This window comes from Burkholderia sp. IO2 (assembly GCF_029522185.1).
GTDB classification, from domain to species: Bacteria; Pseudomonadota; Gammaproteobacteria; order Burkholderiales; family Burkholderiaceae; genus Burkholderia; species Burkholderia cenocepacia.
The window spans coordinates 41835-57626 of sequence record NZ_JAKWFH010000040.1 but is presented as its reverse complement, the minus strand read 5'-3'; the positions used below and the strand labels follow the sequence as shown (position 1 = coordinate 57626).

17 protein-coding genes are annotated in these 15792 nt (G+C 68.0%); 3 read left to right on the top strand and 14 right to left on the bottom strand.

Annotated features, from left to right (window positions below; all coding sequences use genetic code 11):
• Positions 1–136: 136 nt before the first annotated feature.
• The 4 genes from MMB92_RS23980 to MMB92_RS23965 all read right to left on the bottom strand — a co-directional run bounded on the left by MMB92_RS23980 (position 137) and on the right by MMB92_RS23965 (position 4421).
• Positions 137–1252 (bottom strand): succinylglutamate desuccinylase/aspartoacylase family protein, encoded by a 1116-nt coding sequence (locus tag MMB92_RS23980; protein WP_058902388.1) that lies wholly within the window; start codon positions 1250–1252, stop codon positions 137–139.
• A gap of 225 nt (positions 1253–1477) precedes the next feature.
• On the bottom strand, positions 1478–2260 hold the full coding sequence (locus MMB92_RS23975) for an ABC transporter substrate-binding protein (RefSeq protein WP_006489206.1): 783 nt from the start codon (positions 2258–2260) through the stop codon (positions 1478–1480).
• 226 nt (positions 2261–2486) lie between these two features.
• Positions 2487–3407 carry a LysR substrate-binding domain-containing protein gene (locus MMB92_RS23970; RefSeq protein WP_006489204.1) on the bottom strand — a complete coding sequence of 307 codons (921 nt, stop codon included), beginning with the start codon at positions 3405–3407 and terminating at the stop codon, positions 2487–2489.
• 66 nt (positions 3408–3473) lie between these two features.
• Entirely contained in the window at positions 3474–4421 is a 948-nt protein-coding gene (locus MMB92_RS23965) for a helix-turn-helix domain-containing protein (RefSeq protein WP_277562985.1), read from the bottom strand.
• Positions 4422–4527: 106 nt separating this feature from the next.
• On the opposite strand from MMB92_RS23965, the gene MMB92_RS23960 reads away from it, so the two are divergent.
• Together MMB92_RS23960 and MMB92_RS23955 are read left to right on the top strand one after the other, a co-directional pair.
• Entirely contained in the window at positions 4528–4836 is a 309-nt protein-coding gene (locus MMB92_RS23960) for a DUF3817 domain-containing protein (RefSeq protein ID WP_006482618.1), read from the top strand.
• The gene (locus MMB92_RS23955) at positions 4833–5234 is read left to right on the top strand and encodes a CopD family protein (protein ID WP_277562984.1); all 402 of its coding nucleotides are present in this window, start codon (positions 4833–4835) and stop codon (positions 5232–5234) included. The genes MMB92_RS23960 and MMB92_RS23955 overlap by 4 nt, the downstream gene beginning before the upstream one ends.
• Before the next feature lie 9 nt (positions 5235–5243).
• Here the strand turns inward: MMB92_RS23955 and MMB92_RS23950 are convergent, their stop codons facing one another.
• The 3 genes from MMB92_RS23950 to MMB92_RS23940 all read right to left on the bottom strand — a co-directional run bounded on the left by MMB92_RS23950 (position 5244) and on the right by MMB92_RS23940 (position 8647).
• Complete coding sequence (locus MMB92_RS23950; RefSeq protein WP_060265476.1) at positions 5244–5837, bottom strand: hypothetical protein; 594 nt, start codon at positions 5835–5837, stop codon at positions 5244–5246.
• A 213-nt stretch (positions 5838–6050) separates the two neighbouring features.
• Positions 6051–7439: an NCS2 family permease gene (locus tag MMB92_RS23945; protein WP_006494183.1), complete on the bottom strand. Its 1389-nt coding sequence runs from the start codon at positions 7437–7439 to the stop codon at positions 6051–6053.
• A gap of 530 nt (positions 7440–7969) precedes the next feature.
• Positions 7970–8647 (bottom strand): TetR family transcriptional regulator, encoded by a 678-nt coding sequence (locus MMB92_RS23940; protein ID WP_277562983.1) that lies wholly within the window; start codon positions 8645–8647, stop codon positions 7970–7972.
• 48 nt (positions 8648–8695) lie between these two features.
• Between MMB92_RS23940 and MMB92_RS23935 the strand changes: the two genes are divergently transcribed.
• The gene (locus tag MMB92_RS23935; RefSeq protein WP_006494185.1) at positions 8696–9361 is read left to right on the top strand and encodes a class I SAM-dependent methyltransferase; all 666 of its coding nucleotides are present in this window, start codon (positions 8696–8698) and stop codon (positions 9359–9361) included.
• A 122-nt stretch (positions 9362–9483) separates the two neighbouring features.
• Here the strand turns inward: MMB92_RS23935 and MMB92_RS23930 are convergent, their stop codons facing one another.
• The 7 genes from MMB92_RS23930 to MMB92_RS23900 all read right to left on the bottom strand — a co-directional run bounded on the left by MMB92_RS23930 (position 9484) and on the right by MMB92_RS23900 (position 15786).
• Positions 9484–10002 (bottom strand): DUF3455 domain-containing protein, encoded by a 519-nt coding sequence (locus tag MMB92_RS23930; protein ID WP_080331379.1) that lies wholly within the window; start codon positions 10000–10002, stop codon positions 9484–9486.
• 136 nt (positions 10003–10138) lie between these two features.
• The gene (locus tag MMB92_RS23925) at positions 10139–11101 is read right to left on the bottom strand and encodes a cyclase family protein (protein WP_277562982.1); all 963 of its coding nucleotides are present in this window, start codon (positions 11099–11101) and stop codon (positions 10139–10141) included.
• A gap of 19 nt (positions 11102–11120) precedes the next feature.
• A complete protein-coding gene (locus tag MMB92_RS23920) occupies positions 11121–12236 on the bottom strand; it encodes an alkene reductase (protein ID WP_277562981.1) in 1116 nt (371 codons plus the stop codon).
• 69 nt (positions 12237–12305) lie between these two features.
• Positions 12306–13112 (bottom strand): 2,5-didehydrogluconate reductase DkgB, encoded by an 807-nt coding sequence (dkgB, locus tag MMB92_RS23915; protein WP_034178340.1) that lies wholly within the window; start codon positions 13110–13112, stop codon positions 12306–12308.
• Positions 13113–13263: 151 nt separating this feature from the next.
• On the bottom strand, positions 13264–14214 hold the full coding sequence (locus MMB92_RS23910) for an LLM class oxidoreductase (protein WP_006482591.1): 951 nt from the start codon (positions 14212–14214) through the stop codon (positions 13264–13266).
• A 16-nt stretch (positions 14215–14230) separates the two neighbouring features.
• Complete coding sequence (locus tag MMB92_RS23905) at positions 14231–14554, bottom strand: adenylate cyclase (RefSeq protein WP_277562980.1); 324 nt, start codon at positions 14552–14554, stop codon at positions 14231–14233.
• Between the two features lie 29 nt (positions 14555–14583).
• A complete protein-coding gene (locus tag MMB92_RS23900) occupies positions 14584–15786 on the bottom strand; it encodes an MFS transporter (RefSeq protein WP_006482611.1) in 1203 nt (400 codons plus the stop codon).
• Positions 15787–15792 lie beyond the last annotated feature (6 nt).

Below are 15792 nucleotides of genomic sequence, written 5' to 3'. Positions count from 1 at the left end.
GGCCGGCGACACGGTATCGGCGGCGCGACGCGCGCTTCGGAAAGCAAATCGCCCGCGCAAGCGGGCGATTTCGTTTGACGCAGGCGAGGGCCGGCGAGGCGCGCCGCGGCCCGGCGCGCGGGCCGGGCGTCCAGGCTCAGGCCGACAGCAGCGAACCGGTGCGGATCGCGGTCGCGCCGGCGATGCGCGCGACTTCCATGCCGGCCGTCGCGAAACGGACGATCTGGCGCGCGTACAGCACGCCCGACACGCTGCTCTTCAGCGTGACGACGCGATCGGTCAGCGGATCGACGATGTCGGCCACGACCTGGCCGGCCTCGATCATCACGCCGACCGGCGTACGGAACACGATCACGCCCGACACGGGCGCGACGAGCGGATCGGTGCCCGCGAGCGGCGTGGCCGGATGCGCGAGCGGCGGCAGCGGCGCCGGCGTGCCTTCGACGACACCGCGCTCGGTCAGGTATTCGACGATCGCCTGGGCATCCTTTTCGGCGAACTCGTACGACACGTCGCGCTCGCTGCGCAGTTCCACCGTGACGGAAATCGCGCCGTTCGGGATCGGGAAGCGGTCGCCGAAGCGGCTGCGCAGATCCGACCAGCAGAAGCTGTGGATTTCGTCGAATGGATTGCCGACCGAATTCAGCGCGAGCAGCGACGCCTGCGCATCGAGGTAGCGCGCCAGCGGTTCGACGTCTTCCCAGAGGTCGGGGTTCGTGTAGAGGTGCATCACCGCATCGCTGTCGCAGTGCAGGTCGAGCACGATGTCGGCGTCGAACGACAGCTTCTGCAGCGCGAGGCGCTGCGAGTCGAGTTCGGTGCGCGGTTTCTGTTCGTCGAGCGCTTCGCGCATCGCGGTGCGTACGACCGCGAGATTGCGCTGTGCGTCGTTCGTGAGGCGGTCTTCGACGCGCGGCAGCACGAGCGCCGCGAGATCGTAGAAGTTACGGTTGAAGTTCTGCATCGAGCCGAGCTCGAAGCGGCCGAGATGATCGCCGAACACGTGTTGCGACAGGCCGATCGGGTTGGGCACGGGCACGATGACGACTTCGCCGCGCAGTTTGCCGGCCGTCTCGAGCGCGGCGATCTTGCGGCGCAGCAGCGTGGCGACCAGCATGCCGGGCAACTCGTCCGCGTGCAGCGACGACTGGATGTAGACCTTCTTGCCGCCGCGCGGGCCGTAGTGGAAGCTGGTGATCTGGCGTTCGGTGCCGACGGCGGGGGAAATCAGCGGATGGGTCTGCGTTTGCATGATGGGGGGAGTGCGGCGCAGCCGCGAATGATCCGTGTGCGTGGAAGAACGATTGTACGTTGCCTTCGTCGCCGCCATCAAACCGGCGCCAGAACAAGCGGTTTTCCGTTGAGAATCATCAGCTTGGCGCGGAAAAAATAACGGCGCCCGCGTCGTGCGCAAAAAAAAACGGGCTCCGTGCGGAGCCCGTTCCCGTCGCGCCGAATCGCGCGTTCGTCGGCCGTATTACTTGCCGTAGACGTCGAAATCGAAGTACTTCTTCGCGATCTTGTCGTACGTGCCGTCCTTGCGCATCGCGGCGATCGCGCCGTCGATCTTCGCCTTCAGGTCGGTGTCTTCCTTGCGCAGGCCGATACCGGCGCCGTTGCCGAGCGTCTTCGGATCGTCGAGATCCTTGCCGGCGAAGTCGAAGTTCGCGCCGCGCGGGGTCTTCAGGAAGCCGATCTCGGCTTGCACCGCGTCCTGCAGCGCGCCGTCCAGACGGCCGGAGATCAGGTCGGCGTAGACCTGGTCCTGGTTCTGGTAAGGCACGACGTTCACGCCCTTCGAGGCCCAGTACGTCTTCGCGTAGGTTTCCTGGATCGTGCCCTGCTCGACGCCGACCGACTTGCCCTTCAGCGATTCGGCCGTCGGCATCAGGCCCGTGCCCTTCTTCGTGACGAGGCGCGTCGGCGTGTTGAACAGCTTCGCGGAGAACGCGATCTGTTCCTGACGCGCCGGCGTCATCGACATCGACGACAGCACGCCGTCGAACTTGCGGGCCTTCAGCGCCGGGATCATCCCGTCGAAGTCGTTTTCGATCCACACGCACTTCGCGTTCATGCGGCGGCAGATTTCATTGCCGAGATCGACGTCGAAGCCGACCACCTTGCCGTCGGCGCCTTTCGATTCGAAAGGCGGGTAGCTTGCGTCGACGCCGAACCGCACGGTCGACCAGTCCTTCGCGTACGCGCTGCCGGCCGATACGGCGAGCAGGGCGACGGTCACAGCCGCAAGAATCTTTTTCACTCGGTGACTCCTCGTTTTGTTCGATGGGTGCGCGGTTGTGCCGCGCCGTAAGCCTTCGGCCCGCCGCGGCTTCGCGTCGGACAGTCCGTTTCGCCCGCCCGATGGGGGCGCGCGACGTGCGCAAGATTATCAAGACAAAATACCGGCGGGGCGCCTAGGACAAGCCCCGATACCGGGCCCGGCGGCGGCGCGCCGGGTGCGCCGCCGTTTCATCCACAGGAACGATTCAGCCGAGCGTTTCGTTGACCGCGCGCTGCAGGCAGGTGACGAAGTGCGACACGGCGGGCGTGGGCAGCAGGTCGCGCCGCGCGATGATCGACAGGTCGAAGCGTGGCATGCTTTCGTCCAGTTCGGCCGTGCGGATGCCGAGCGGCGCGACCATCGCGGCGAGCGGGCGCGTGAAGCAGCCGATCACGTCCGAGCGCGCGACGAGCCCGAGCGTCACCGCGAACGACATCGGCGAGCGCAGCAGACGTTTCGGCAGCGGCAGCCCGTGCGCCTCGAACATCCCGACCATCACGCTGTGCGGAAACTGCTCGGCGCCGACGGTGACGATCCATTCGGCGTCGAGCAGTTCCTCTAACCGGCGCGCGTGCGCGAGCGGGTGGCCGTCGCGCATCACGATCGTGAATTCGGTCGACAGCAGCGGCAATTGCGTGAAATCGCGGTCGAGCGCGGGCACATGGTGCATTGCAGCGATGTCGAGCGTGCCGTTGCGCAACTGCGCGAGCGCGTCGGGCACCGTCACTTCCTCCAGATGCAGGCTGACGTTCGGCATCGACCGGCGGAACGCCGTCACCGCGTGCGGCAGCGCGGTCAGCGCGATCGACGGCATCGTGCCGACCGCGACGCGGCCCGACATCTCGCCTTTCACCTGCTCGACGGCCTCGACCGTGCGGCGGACGTCGCCGAGCAACTGCTCGGCGCGCGGCAGCAGCGCCTCGCCGCAGGCGGTCAGCTCGACGCCGCGCACGCTGCGCGCGAGCAGCTCCGCGTTGAGCGCCGTTTCGAGTTCGCGGATCGTATGCGTGATCGCCGGCTGCGTGACGCCGAGTTCGCGCGCGGCGGCGCGCAGGCTCTTCAGGTGCGCGGCGGAGACGAACGCCTGGAGCTGCGCGATGTTCAGGGGATTGCGGATGCGGGTCATCGGTCGGGTCCGGTTGGCGCGAAAGGGGGCGGCGGGTTCATGCTTCAGGCGGCGATCCGGACGACGTCACGCATCGGCGCGCGCGCGGAACGCCTGCCGATAGCGCTGTGGCGACGTGCCGACGATGCGCGCGAAGCGCTCGCGAAACGCGGTGACCGAACCGAACCCGGCTTCCGTCGCCACATGTTCGATCGACAGCTCGGTCACCTCCAGCAACTGCTGCGCATGCCGCACGCGCGCGGTCTGCAGCCATTGGCCGGGCGACGTGCCGGTCTGCTCCTGGAAGCGCCGCGTCAGCGTGCGCACGCTCGTCGACGCCTTGCGCGCGATCGCGTCGAGCGTCAGCGGCTGGCGCAGGTTCGCGTGCAGCCAGTCCAGCAGGTCGTGCAGCCCGTCGCCGCCGGCCGGCCATTCGGGCGCGATGAACTGCGCCTGCCCGCCTTCGCGCACGCGCGGCGCCACCGCGCTGCGGGCGGCATCGACGGCGACCGCCGCGCCATAGTCGGCCTGGATCATGTGCAGGCACAGATCGAGGCCGGCCGCCGCGCCGGCCGACGTCAGGATCCGCCCGTTGTCGACGAACAGCACGTTCGGATCGACGTCGACGTTCGGGTAGCGGCGCGCGAGTTCGGCGGCCGCGAGCCAGTGCGTCGTCGCGCGCAGGCCGTCGAGCAGCCCGGCTTCCGCGAGCACGAACGCGCCGCTGCAGATCGACGCGATCCGGCAGCCGCGCGCTGCCGCCGCGTGCAGCGCGTCGAGCACGCGGCGCGACGTCGGCGCGAGCGGCACGGAGGTGCCGGGAACCATGATCGTGTCGGCGTCGGCCAGCGCATCGAGGCGAAACGGCGGGCGCAGCTCGAACAGGTCGCCGCCGACGCGCGGCTGGTCGCTGCACACGCGGACACGGTACGCCTGCGCGACGTTGGGCGCCCGCACGCGCGCGAACGTGTCGCACGCGACACCCAGATCGAACGGGACGACATCGGGCAAAGCAAGCACGGCGACCGTGTGCATGGCATTCGTGGCCGTGGCCAGAATCCGTTGAAAGATGTCATTCTAGCCAATGGCTCGAACCCGCACTACACGCGACAATCGCCGCGGACTACCTGGAGCCCTGCCGATGACACAAGACGATCGCAACGCGTTGCGGAACCTGCAATACCTGTCGCTGCTGGAGGCGACCACCCTCGTCGCGCTGGTGTGCGTGGCCGTGCCGCTCAAGCATCTGGCCGGTTATCCGGTCGCGGTATCGATCATGGGCCCGATTCACGGCATCGCGTTCGCGATGTACGTGTGGGCGGTGGTCGGCACCGCGTCGAGCGGGCTGTGGAGCAAGGGCGAGGTCGCGCGGCTCGTGCTGTCGGCCGTCGTGCCGTTTGCGGGGCTGGCGAGCGCCGGCTGGATCGCGCGCAGGCGGCACGCGCGATGATCTACCTGGTGCTGAAGGCCGTGCATCTGGCCGCCGTCGTCACGTTCGTCGGCGGGCTGCTGTTGTCGTCGGTCGCGGTCCGGATCGCGAACCTCGCCGTGCATCGCGCGGTGCGGCGCTGGGATCGCACGGTGACGGCGCCCGCGCTCGCGATCGTGTGGATCGCCGGCATCGCGCTCGCGCTGAGCGGTCACTGGTTCGGCACCGCATGGCTGTTGGTGAAGCTCGCGATCGTCGTCGCGCTGTCGGTGCTGCACGGAGTCCTGGCCGGCACGCTGCGGCGCATGGCGCGCGACGATCTCGTCGTCGTGCCGGCGCCGTGGCTCGGGCAGACGGCGGGCGTGGCGCTCGTCGCGATGGCGCTCGTCGTCGGGCTGGCCGTGATCAAGCCGTTCTGACGCGGCGAATCAGGCCAGCGCGAGCTCGACCGCCGCCAGCGTACGACGCCGGATCCAGCCGCTTCCCAGCCGGATCGCGAGCCAGTACGGCGCGAACAGGCAGCGCGTGCGTGCGCTCGGGCAATGGACGAAGGTTTCGGTGCGCAGGATGTGCGCGCCCGAGGCGAGCCCGACCACCTCGAACCGGAGTACCAGCTTCGCGTCGCGCGGGTCGTCGTGCCGGACGAAGGCATCGGCATCGGCGATGGTGCGCACGTCGGGCGCCGGGCGCCAGAAGCGCCCGATCAAGCCGAGCGACAGCGACGTGTCGTCGCGATGAAGCGGCGTGAAGGCGTCGAAGCCGAAGCGCGCGCGGCCGGGGCCGGCCGGTACGTTGCGCAGCGCGCCGGCGATGGCCGCCGGGAATTCGCGCACCGTCAGCAGCGTGTCGATGACGGGATCGGCGCGCATGTCGAGCGACGCGACGACGTCGATGATGCGCGCGGGCGGCGCGCCGATCGGCTGCGATTCGTGCACTTCGTGGAAGCCGAACGACGGAATGAACGGCGGCTTGCGCGCCGAGGCCCGGGTGCTCGATTCGGAGACGATGCCGAGGGTGTTCATCGCGACTCCTGAAGGCAAAACGCGATCGTAGCACCGGGCGCGAACGGGCGTCGCGCCGTTTTCACGGAGCGCGTCACGCTGCGCCGCACGGACAAAAAAAGCCTGGAAACTCGCGTTCCCAGGCCTGGAGACCATCAACGACGATGGTGGAGGAGACGATGTCGTCCCGATGCGCGCCGCCCTTCTGCAGGCGACGTCGCGCATGTCCCGGGCTCAGATGGCCCAGCCGCCGAGATAGAACGTGACGAGCACGGCCGCGATGAGCACGGTGCCGACGTTGAGCTTGCGGAATTCGCCGCTGGCGAGGCGGCCGATCACGAGCGTCGAGAAGCCGAGCATGATGCCCGTCACGATGTTCGCGGTCAGCACGATGAACACCGCGCACACGAGGCCCGACATCGCGTCGACCATGTCGTCCATGTGCAGCTTGCTCACGCTGCCGAGCATCAGCAGGCCGACGTACATCAGCGCCGGTGCGGTGGCGTACGACGGCACGAGGCCCGCGAGCGGCGAGAAGAACATCACGACGAGGAACAGCAGGCCGACCACGGCCGCCGCGAGGCCCGTCTTCGCGCCGGCGGCCACGCCGACGCTCGACTCGATGTAGGCCGCCGCCGGCGCGCCGCCGAGGAAACCGGAGAAGATCGAGCTGATCGAATCGGCGGTCAGCGCACGGCCGCCGTTGATGATGCGGCCGTTCTCGTCGAGCTGGCCGGCTTGGCCCGCGACCGCGCGGATCGTGCCGGTCGCATCGAACACGGCGGTCATCACCAGCGCGAGCACGCTCGGCAGCACGGCCATCGACAGCGCGCCCTTGATGTCCATCGCGCCGATCAGCGATGCGTGGCCCGGCGCGCTCAGCGACGGCAGCGCGAAGATGCCGCGGTATTTCACGCCCGGATCGAAGATCAGGCCGAACACCGAGATCGCGATCACGACGAGCAGGATGCCGCCCGGCACGCGACGTTTTTCGAGGCCGAAGATCGCGGCGAGGCCGATGACCGACATGATGACCGGGAACGCGGTGATCTGGCCGAGCGAGACCGGCAGGCCGGCGCCCGGGTTCTTGATCACGAGGCCGACGTCGTTCGACGCGATCAGCAGCAGGAACAGGCCGATGCCGATCCCGGTGCCGTGCGCGACGCCCGCGGGCAGATTGCGCAGGATCCACGAACGCACGCCGGTGATCGAGATGCCGGTGAACACGAGGCCCATCAGGAACACGGCGCCGAGCGCGACCGTCGGAGGCAGCCCCTTGCCGAGCACGAGGCCGAACGCGGTGAACGCGGTCAGCGAGATCGCGCAGCCGATCGCGATCGGCAGCTTCGCCCACAGGCCCATCAGCAGCGAGCCGAACGCGGTGGTGAGACACACCGCGACGAACACGGCGCTCGTGTCGAAGCCGGCCTTGCCGAACATGCCGGGCACGACGAACACGGAATAGACCATCGCGAGGAAGGTGGTCACGCCGGCAATGATCTCGCGGCGCTGCGTGCTGCCGCGCGACGCAATGCCGAAGTAGCGGTCGATGACTCCCTTGGTGCCAAAGTCAGTTTCTTCCGCGCCGACGCCGACCGTCGGCTGCACCGGGGTATCACTCATGAGCTTGCTCCTTTATCAGCATGCTGAAACGGCCCGTAGCGAACCGTCGTCAGGGTGTCTCGTATCTAGTTGGGATTGTTCGGCAACGTCGTGGGGACGCATGACGCGTGATGCGTGTCGTTACGTGCGAATCGAGACGATCGCGAGGGTGTCGCGTCGGACGACGCGTGGTGTGGGCGACCCCGTCACGTGTGCTTTGCCGTAGCGAAGGTTAGGCGAGCCGCCCATCACGTCCCATCGGGCGAAGAGCATGCAGCGCATGTCGCAGCGCTTATATCGGCGTGCAACGGGGCTCCGTCGTGTCGATCCGCGTGTATACGCCTAGTTCGAATCCGTTAAGGCGACTATTTGAATGCAGGGTCGACGGGCGGGGCGCCAGCGGGCGAGGCATTGGATTTTACGAACTGCTTTCAGGATGAATCAGGAAGCCGGTGCGAACCGGGGCGGGTGACGGGGTTCATCGCCGTGCGCAACCTGCATCCGGACGATGCAGCCGGCGCGCGTGCGCGGTTTCCGTGTCGGCACGGGCCTCAAGCGTGCGCGAGATGCGCGAGATACGCACAGAACATGTCGGCCATCGCGGCCGAATAGGCATCGATTTCCGCCGGCGTGCGCGCCGTTTCGGAGAACGCCTTGCCGCCCGTGGTGAGCGTCGTCAGGATCAGCTCGCACGCGAGCACATGCGTCGCGTCAGGCACGTCGGGCAGCGCTTCGCGCATGAACGCGCTGAATGCGCGGTTGCCCTCGACCTTCACTTCCCGCGCCTCGGGAGCGTCGCGATAGAGCGGGGCGGCATCGTCGAGGGCGATGCGCATCGGCGCCTCGTCGCATTCCGAACGGATGAACGCGTGGACGGCGGTGCGCAACCGCTCCGGGGGCGTCTTTCGCGTGTCTTGCAGTATCCCGCACAGCATGTCGTACGTCTGCCGCCACTCGTCGTGCTGGAGCCGGAACAGCACGGACGCCTTGTTCGGGAAGTACTGGTACAGCGAGCCGACGCTCACGCCGGCCCGCTCGGCCACGCGCGCCATCGTGAAGCGCTGCGCACCTTCACTCGCCAAAACCTGAATAGCCGCCTGCAGGACGTCCTCGACGAGACGGGTCGAGCGCGCCTGCCGAGGCTGCTTGCGCGTGGCGATCGGGGCGTTTCGGCGGTCGGTCATGAGCGGTTTGCCAATGCGAATAGTAAAACCTGAATAGTTCGTCATATTCTAGTCGGGTGCAACGACGCACTCAACCGCTACCGGAGATATCGCATGACCACCCTGATGCTCGACCCGCTGGCTTCGCTGCTGGCGCGCCTGTTCGACGAAGCCGACGCGTCGTCGCCCGCGACGAGCCCGGCCTTCGCCAACGTGTCGCGCGACGAGCAAGCGCGGCTGATGCGCAGCAAGACGGACTACGCCGATCTGTATGCGCGCCTGAAGGACTACCCGCTTCCCGTGTCGCGCGAGACGGGCATGCTGCTGTACATGCTCGCGCGCAGCGGCGGCGCGACGGCAATCGTCGAATTCGGTACGTCGTTCGGCATTTCGACGCTGCATCTCGCGGCCGCGCTGCGCGACAACGGCGGCGGGCGGCTGATTACGAGCGAGTTTGAACCGTCGAAGGTCGTGCGCGCACAGGCGAACCTGACGGCGGCAGGATTGGCTGATCTCGTGGAGATTCGCGAAGGCGATGCGCTGCGTACGCTGGCTAACGATCTGCCGGATGCGGTCGATCTGCTGCTGCTCGACGGAGCGAAGGCGCTGTATCCGGAGATTCTCGCGCTGGTCGAGCCGCGGCTCAGGGCGGGAGCGTTCGTCGTGGCCGACAACGCGGAATACAGCCCCGACTACCTTGCTTACGTGCGCGCACCGGAAAACGGCTATCTGTCGGTGCCGTTCGGCGGCGACGTCGAATTGTCGATGCGGACACGCTGACCAGACGGAACGAGGGTGTCGGCGATTTCACGCTTCCCCGCATCGAATATAGGATCACTGATTGAATTGGGACACGTCGAAAGGCGACGGGATGATGCCCGTCGCTTGCGACGCCGTGCGTGTCACTTCAGGAACACGTAGCGCGCGAAGTACGGGAAGCGGCCGACCGCATGCTCGGTCGTGCACGTCGCGGCCGGCGGCGTGCCGCCCGCCGTGTCGAGCCGCTGCACGAAGCGCACGCCGGCGAGCGTGCCGGTTGCGGCCGGCGCCGCCGCGAGCAGCAGCTGCGGAACGCTGGCCGCGCTTGCGCTCGGCATTTCCGCGAGCTTCTTGCCGGTAATGCGGCTGCCGTCGAGCGCTTCCCACGACGGCCCCGCGCCGTGCCGCACGACGAGCGTGCCGCTTTCATCGAACAGCATCGCCTCCGGGCGCTTGAAGGCCCACGCGAGCCGGTGGTCGGCATCGTATTCGCACGCATAGATCTGCACGCCGGTCGCGGTGGTCGTCAGCACCGGCGTGGCCGGTGCCGGCGGCGCGAGGCCGGCGGCCTCGTCGGCGTGTGCGGGCGCGGTGAAAGCCGACAGGGAAAGACTGGCCGCAAGGGCCGGCAGCATGTCGCGTGTCAGGGAGCGGCTTGGCATGACGGGGCGTCCTTTCAAGTCGGGTGACGGTCGTACGGCGTCGATCCCGTCAACGTTAGACGCCTATCGCACAGGCTGCAATACGGAAATGACAATCGCGGCGATAGTCGCCGCGATTGCCGCAGGGCGCGCGCGATCAGCGGATCGCGACCGGATTGATGTTGACCTGCGTGGAGCCGACGTACAGCGGCTGGCCGAGCACGAAGAGGAATTCCCACGCCTTGTCGCGCACCAGCGCGCGGCTGTCGATCAGTTCCAGGTTGTAGATGCCGCGCTTCGCGAGCATGTACTGGTTGATCGGGAATTCGTCCCGCGTGTGCGGATTCGGATAGACCTCCGACGCCCACGTGTCGCCGCCGAACGCGACGATCCCCTGGTCGGCCAGCCATTTCGCGGCTTCCATGCCGATGCCGGGCTCGACCTCGAGGAACTGCTTGTCGTCCTTGCCGACCAGCTCCAGCCAGCCGGTGTTGAACAGCACGACGTCGCCCTTGCGCAGCGTCAGCCCCTGCTTCTTCAGCACGGCCTGGATGTCGGCGACCGTGAACTCGGTGCCGCCCGGCACGATCGGCTTGCCGTAGTAGGCAGTCATGTCGAGCACGACGCCGCGCGTGACGATCGGCGGCACCTTCTCGACGCCGAGCTTCTTCACGCCGTCGACGGTCACGAAATCGGCCGCGCGGTTGCCGTTGTAGTACACGTTGTCGATGCCGATGTGGCCGATGCCGTTGAGCTGCGTGCCGACGCCGGTCCATGCGTTGACGAGTTCGTCGTTGAACGTGAACTTGTTCGGACCGAGGCTCTTGCCGGCCTGCTGGCCGACCTGCACGTTGTACAGCCGGAAGCTGCGGTGACGGAACGCCGGCAGGTTCTTGTCCACCGGCACGGCCAACGGATAGGCCTTGCCGACCTTCACGAGGCCGACCGCCTGCTTGACGACGTCGGGCGTCAGCAGGTTGGCCGCGCCGATTTCGTCGTTCGCGCCATAGACGGACGGATACCAGTCGGCCGCCGGAGCGGACGGGGCGGCGTGGGCCGCTTGCGCGACCGCGAACGGCAGGATCGCGGCGAGCGCGAGCCGGGCGAGCGTTGTTTTCATTTCAGATTCCCGTAGCGTGTTACGCCGCGGCTTGCGCGAGCGTCGGATAGTCGGTCAGGCCTCGGGCGCCCCCGCCGAACAGCGTGTTGCGATCGTGCGGCGCGAGCGCGGCGCCGGTGCGCAGCCGCTCGGGCAGGTCGGGGTTCGCGACGAACGGGCGGCCGAAGGCGACGAGGTCGGCCCAGCCGGCGGCGATCGCTTCGCGGGCGCGCTCGGCGGTGTACGCGCCGGCATAGATCAGCACACCCGGGAACGCGGCGCGCAGTTGCTGCTTGAAGGCGACCGGCATCAGCGGCGCGTCGTCCCAGTCGGCTTCCGCGATGTGCAGGTAGCCGACGCCGAGTTCGCCGAGCAGTTTCGCGGCGGCGAGGTAGGTGGTTTCCGGATCGTCGTCGACGCAGCCGTTCAGCGTGGTCAGCGGCGCGAGGCGGATGCCGACGCGCGACGCGTCGCCGGTGCCGTCGATCAGCGCCTGCGTGACTTCGCGCAGGAACCGCAGCCGGTTTTCCAGCGAGCCGCCGTACGCATCGGTACGCGTGTTCGCGTTCGAGTCGATGAACTGGTTCACGAGGTAGCCGTTCGCGCCGTGCAGCTCGACGCCGTCGAAGCCCGCTTCGATCGCATGGCGGGCGGCGGCGCGGTACTGGCCGACGATCTCGCGGATCTCGTCGATCGACAGTGCGCGCGGCTCGGACGCCTGCACGAAGCCCGGCGTGCTGCCGTCTTCACCGGCGACGAACACGTTCACGCCCTTCGCCTGGAGCGGCGACGACGATACTGGTTGCTGGCCGCCGAGCAAGCTCGTATGGCTCAGCCGGCCGACGTGCCACAGCTGCGCGAAGATGCGGCCGTGCGCGGCATGCACGGCGTCCGTCACCTTGCGCCAGCCGGCGACCTGCGACGGCGTGTGAATGCCGGGCGTCCACGCGTAGCCCTTGCCGAGCGGCGCGATGTAGGTGCCTTCGCTGACGATCAGGCCCGCACTCGCGCGCTGCGCGTAGTACGCGGCCATCAGTTCGTTGGCTTCGTCGCCGGGCTGGCTGGCGCGCGAGCGCGTCATCGGCGGCATCACGATGCGGTTCGGCAGCGTCAGCGCGCCGAATTGCAGCGGTTGGAACAGCGGGTCCTGGGTCATGATGGTGTCCTGTCGGTGCCGCGGCCTGCGGGCCGCGGACGGGTCATATCGGATGAAGGCGCGGTGCGCTCAGTCCCACTTCGGCGCGAGGCCGGCCGGGTCGACTTCGCGGCCGTTGCGTTCGAGCGCGGCGATCTGCGCCATGTCTTCGTCGGTCAGGCGCAGCGTCTGCGCGAGCAGGTTGCTGGCGAGGTTCTCGCGCTTGGTCGACGACGGAATCACCGAGTAGCCGAGTTGCAGCGCCCACGCGAGCGCGACTTGCGCCGGCGTTGCGTCGTGACGCTGCGCGATCGCGCCGATCACCGGGTCGCCGAGCACCTTGCCGTACGCGAGCGTCATGTACGACGTCACGTGAATGCCTTCGGCGTTCAGGAACTCGACCAGCTTGCGGTTCTGCAGGTACGGGCTCAGCTCGATCTGGTTCGTCGCGATCGCATCCTTGCCGACGGCCGCGATCGCTTCCTTCGTCAGTGCGATGTTGAAGTTCGAGATGCCGATCTGGCGCGTGAGACCCTTCGCCTTCGCGTCCGCCAGCGCGGTCATGAACGCGTCGATCGACACGCCGTTGCCCGGGGCCGGCCAGTGGATCAGCGTCAGGTCGACGACGTCGGTGCGCAGCTTGCGCAGGCTGTCCTCGAGGCTGGCCGCCAGTTTCTCCGGCGCGTAGTTGTCGACCCAGATCTTCGTCGTGAGGAACAGGTCTTCGCGGCGTACGCCCGATGCGGCGATCGCTTCGCCGACTTCGGCTTCGTTGCCGTAGATCTGCGCGGTGTCGATCGCGCGGTAGCCGACGTCGAGGCCGTTGCGGACCGAGTCGATGACGACCTGGCCTTGCAGGCGGAAGGTACCGAGGCCGAATGCGGGAATCTTGCTCATCATGTGCTCCTGAAAGAGTTGGAACGATTGCGGTATGGAAGTCATTCTGGCGCTTGAGACTGATGAAATAAACGCCTTTAGAGGTCAAAAATATTTGATTTGAAATCAAATATTGATCGGCCATTCGCCTATCTGAAGGTGCTCGCCGGTCTTATGCGGCGAGCGTCCGTGGATTCGTTTTCGGATGGAACGCAGGCAGCACGTCCGATGCGATCTCGGCCATCGTCTCGTCGAGCGGCCGCTGGTTGCGGCGAAAATGCAGGCCGATGTGCTGCACGCCCGCATCGCGCATCGCCGCGAGTTCCTCCGTCAGCGCGATGCGCCCCGCGCGCGCGCCGAAGCGGTGCCGCTGCAGCGGTTCGTGCGGATCTTCCGCGAGGTCGAGATGGATGAAGCTCACGTACGGCTTGTCGCCCGCCACCGCACGCCAGTTCGCGGCGCGTTGCAGGTGGTCGGCCGGCGTGCCCGGATACGCGAGGCAGCCGTCCATGTGCTCGCCGATCCACGCGGGCGTCTGCTGGGCGAGGCCCGCGACGAGCAGCGGCACCGGCGAACGGGCCGCGGGCAGCACTTCCAGGCCGGGCGGCAGATGCCCGCGCGCGCCGTCGCGCAGCAGCGCGATCTGGTCGCGGAAGTTCGCGCCGCGCGACGCGAAGTCGCGGCCGAACAGCGGATATTCGACCGGCCGGTCGCCGCTCGCGACGCCGAGCAGCAGGCGCCCGCCGCTCAGCTCCTGGATCGTCGCGGCCGATTTCAGCGTCAGCAGCGGTTCGCGCAGCGGCAGCACGACGGCCGCGGTGCCGAGCAGGATGTCGTGCGTGATGCCGGCGAGGTAGCCGAGATACGAGAACGTTTCGAACACCTGTGCGGCGTCGCCGAACGACGGGTCGTACACCGGCACGTCGCGCACCCAGAGCGCGCGGAAGCCGAGCGTGTCGGCCAGTTGCGCGAGCTCCGCGTGGATGCCGAGGTCGGGCACGCCGGCGTGGCGGCCGTCATGCCGGCGTTTGGCGTTGCCGGACGGGGTCCAGTCGTTGTCGAGCGGCAGTTCGATGCCGATGCTGAAGCCGCCGGCGGCGAGCTTGTCGAGGGAGGTGGACATGATCGGGTTGCTCCGTTCAGACCGCGCGCAGGCTGCCGTCGAGGCGGTAGAAGTCGAGCGACGCCGCGGTGAAGAACGAGCGCGACGTGCCGGCGGCGAAGTTGTCGATATGCACGACGGTCGCGCGATCGGCTTCCTGCCACGAGATCGCGTAGGTCTCGCCGGCGATGCGCTGCCACGTGTATTCGACTTCGCCCTTCGCGCCCGCGTACGGGCCTTCGGTGATCGCGTAGCGCATGTGGCGGCCGTCCTCGTCGTACGCGTTGAGCGCGGTGAGGCCGTCGTAACGGACTTCGAAGGTCTTGCCGGCGAACGGCGGACGTTGGGTCGATGCGTTCATGCTGGGTAGCTCCTGCAAAAAAGTGACGTTCAATGGGCGAGTTCGACGGGTTCGGCCGTGCGTTCCGGCAGCCCGTGGCGGCGGTCGAGACGGCCGCTCAGCGCGGTGAGCGCAAAGGCGCCGAGCGTGACGACGGCGGCGATCCACGGCGTGTGGCCGAGGCCGACGTTCGCGACGATCAGGCCGCCGAGCGACGAGCCGCCGGCCACGCCGAGGTTGAAGGCGGCGATGTTGAAGCCCGATGCGACGTCGGTGGCGTCCGGCGCGAAGTGGCGCGCCTGCTTGACGACGTACACCTGCAGCCCCGGCACGTTGCCGAACGCCACGGCGCCCCACGCGAGCATCGTCAGCACCGCGAGCCATTTCACGTGGATCGTGAAGGTCAGCGCGAGCAGCACGATCGCGAGCAGCAGGAAGATCCGCTTGAGCGCCTTCACGGGGCCGACGGCGTCCGCGAGCTTGCCGCCCCATACGTTGCCGACCGCGACCGAGACGCCGTAGCCGACGAGCACGAGGCTGACCTGCGACGGCGTGAAGCCGGCGATTTGTTCGAGCAGCGGCGCCATATAGGTGAACGCGATCAGCGAGCCGCCGTAACCGACGGCCGTCATCGCATAGACGAGCAGCAGGCGCGGCTGGGCCAGCACGCGCAGCTGACGGGCGAGCGGCGCCGGCGGCGTCTGCGGCAACCCGCGCGGCACGAAGGCGACCGCACCGAGGAACGCGACCAGCCCGAACAGCGCGACGATCAGGAACGTCGCGCGCCAGCCGAAGTGCTGGCCGATGAAGGTGCCGAGCGGAATGCCGGCGACGAACGCGACGGTCATCCCGCTGAACATCGTCGCGATCGCGCTGGCGGCCTTGTCCTTCGGCACGAGCGTGGTCGCGATGATCGAGCCGACCGAGAAGAACACGCCGTGCGCGAGGCCGGTGAGGATGCGCGCGACGATCAGCGATTCGTAGCCGGGCGCCTGCCACGCGACGAGGTTGCCGACGGTGAAGAGCGCCATCAGCCCGGCGAGCAGCGCCTTGCGCGGCACGCGGCCGGTGAGCGCGGTGAGGAGCGGCGCGCCGATCGCGACGCTCAGCGCATACAGGCTGACGAGCAGGCCGGCGGACGGCAGGCTGACGCCGAGATCGGCGCCGATCGTCGGGATCAGCCCGACGATCACGAATTCGGTGGTGCCGATGGCAAAGGCGCTGATGGTCAGCGCGAGCAACGCGAGTGGCATGACGGG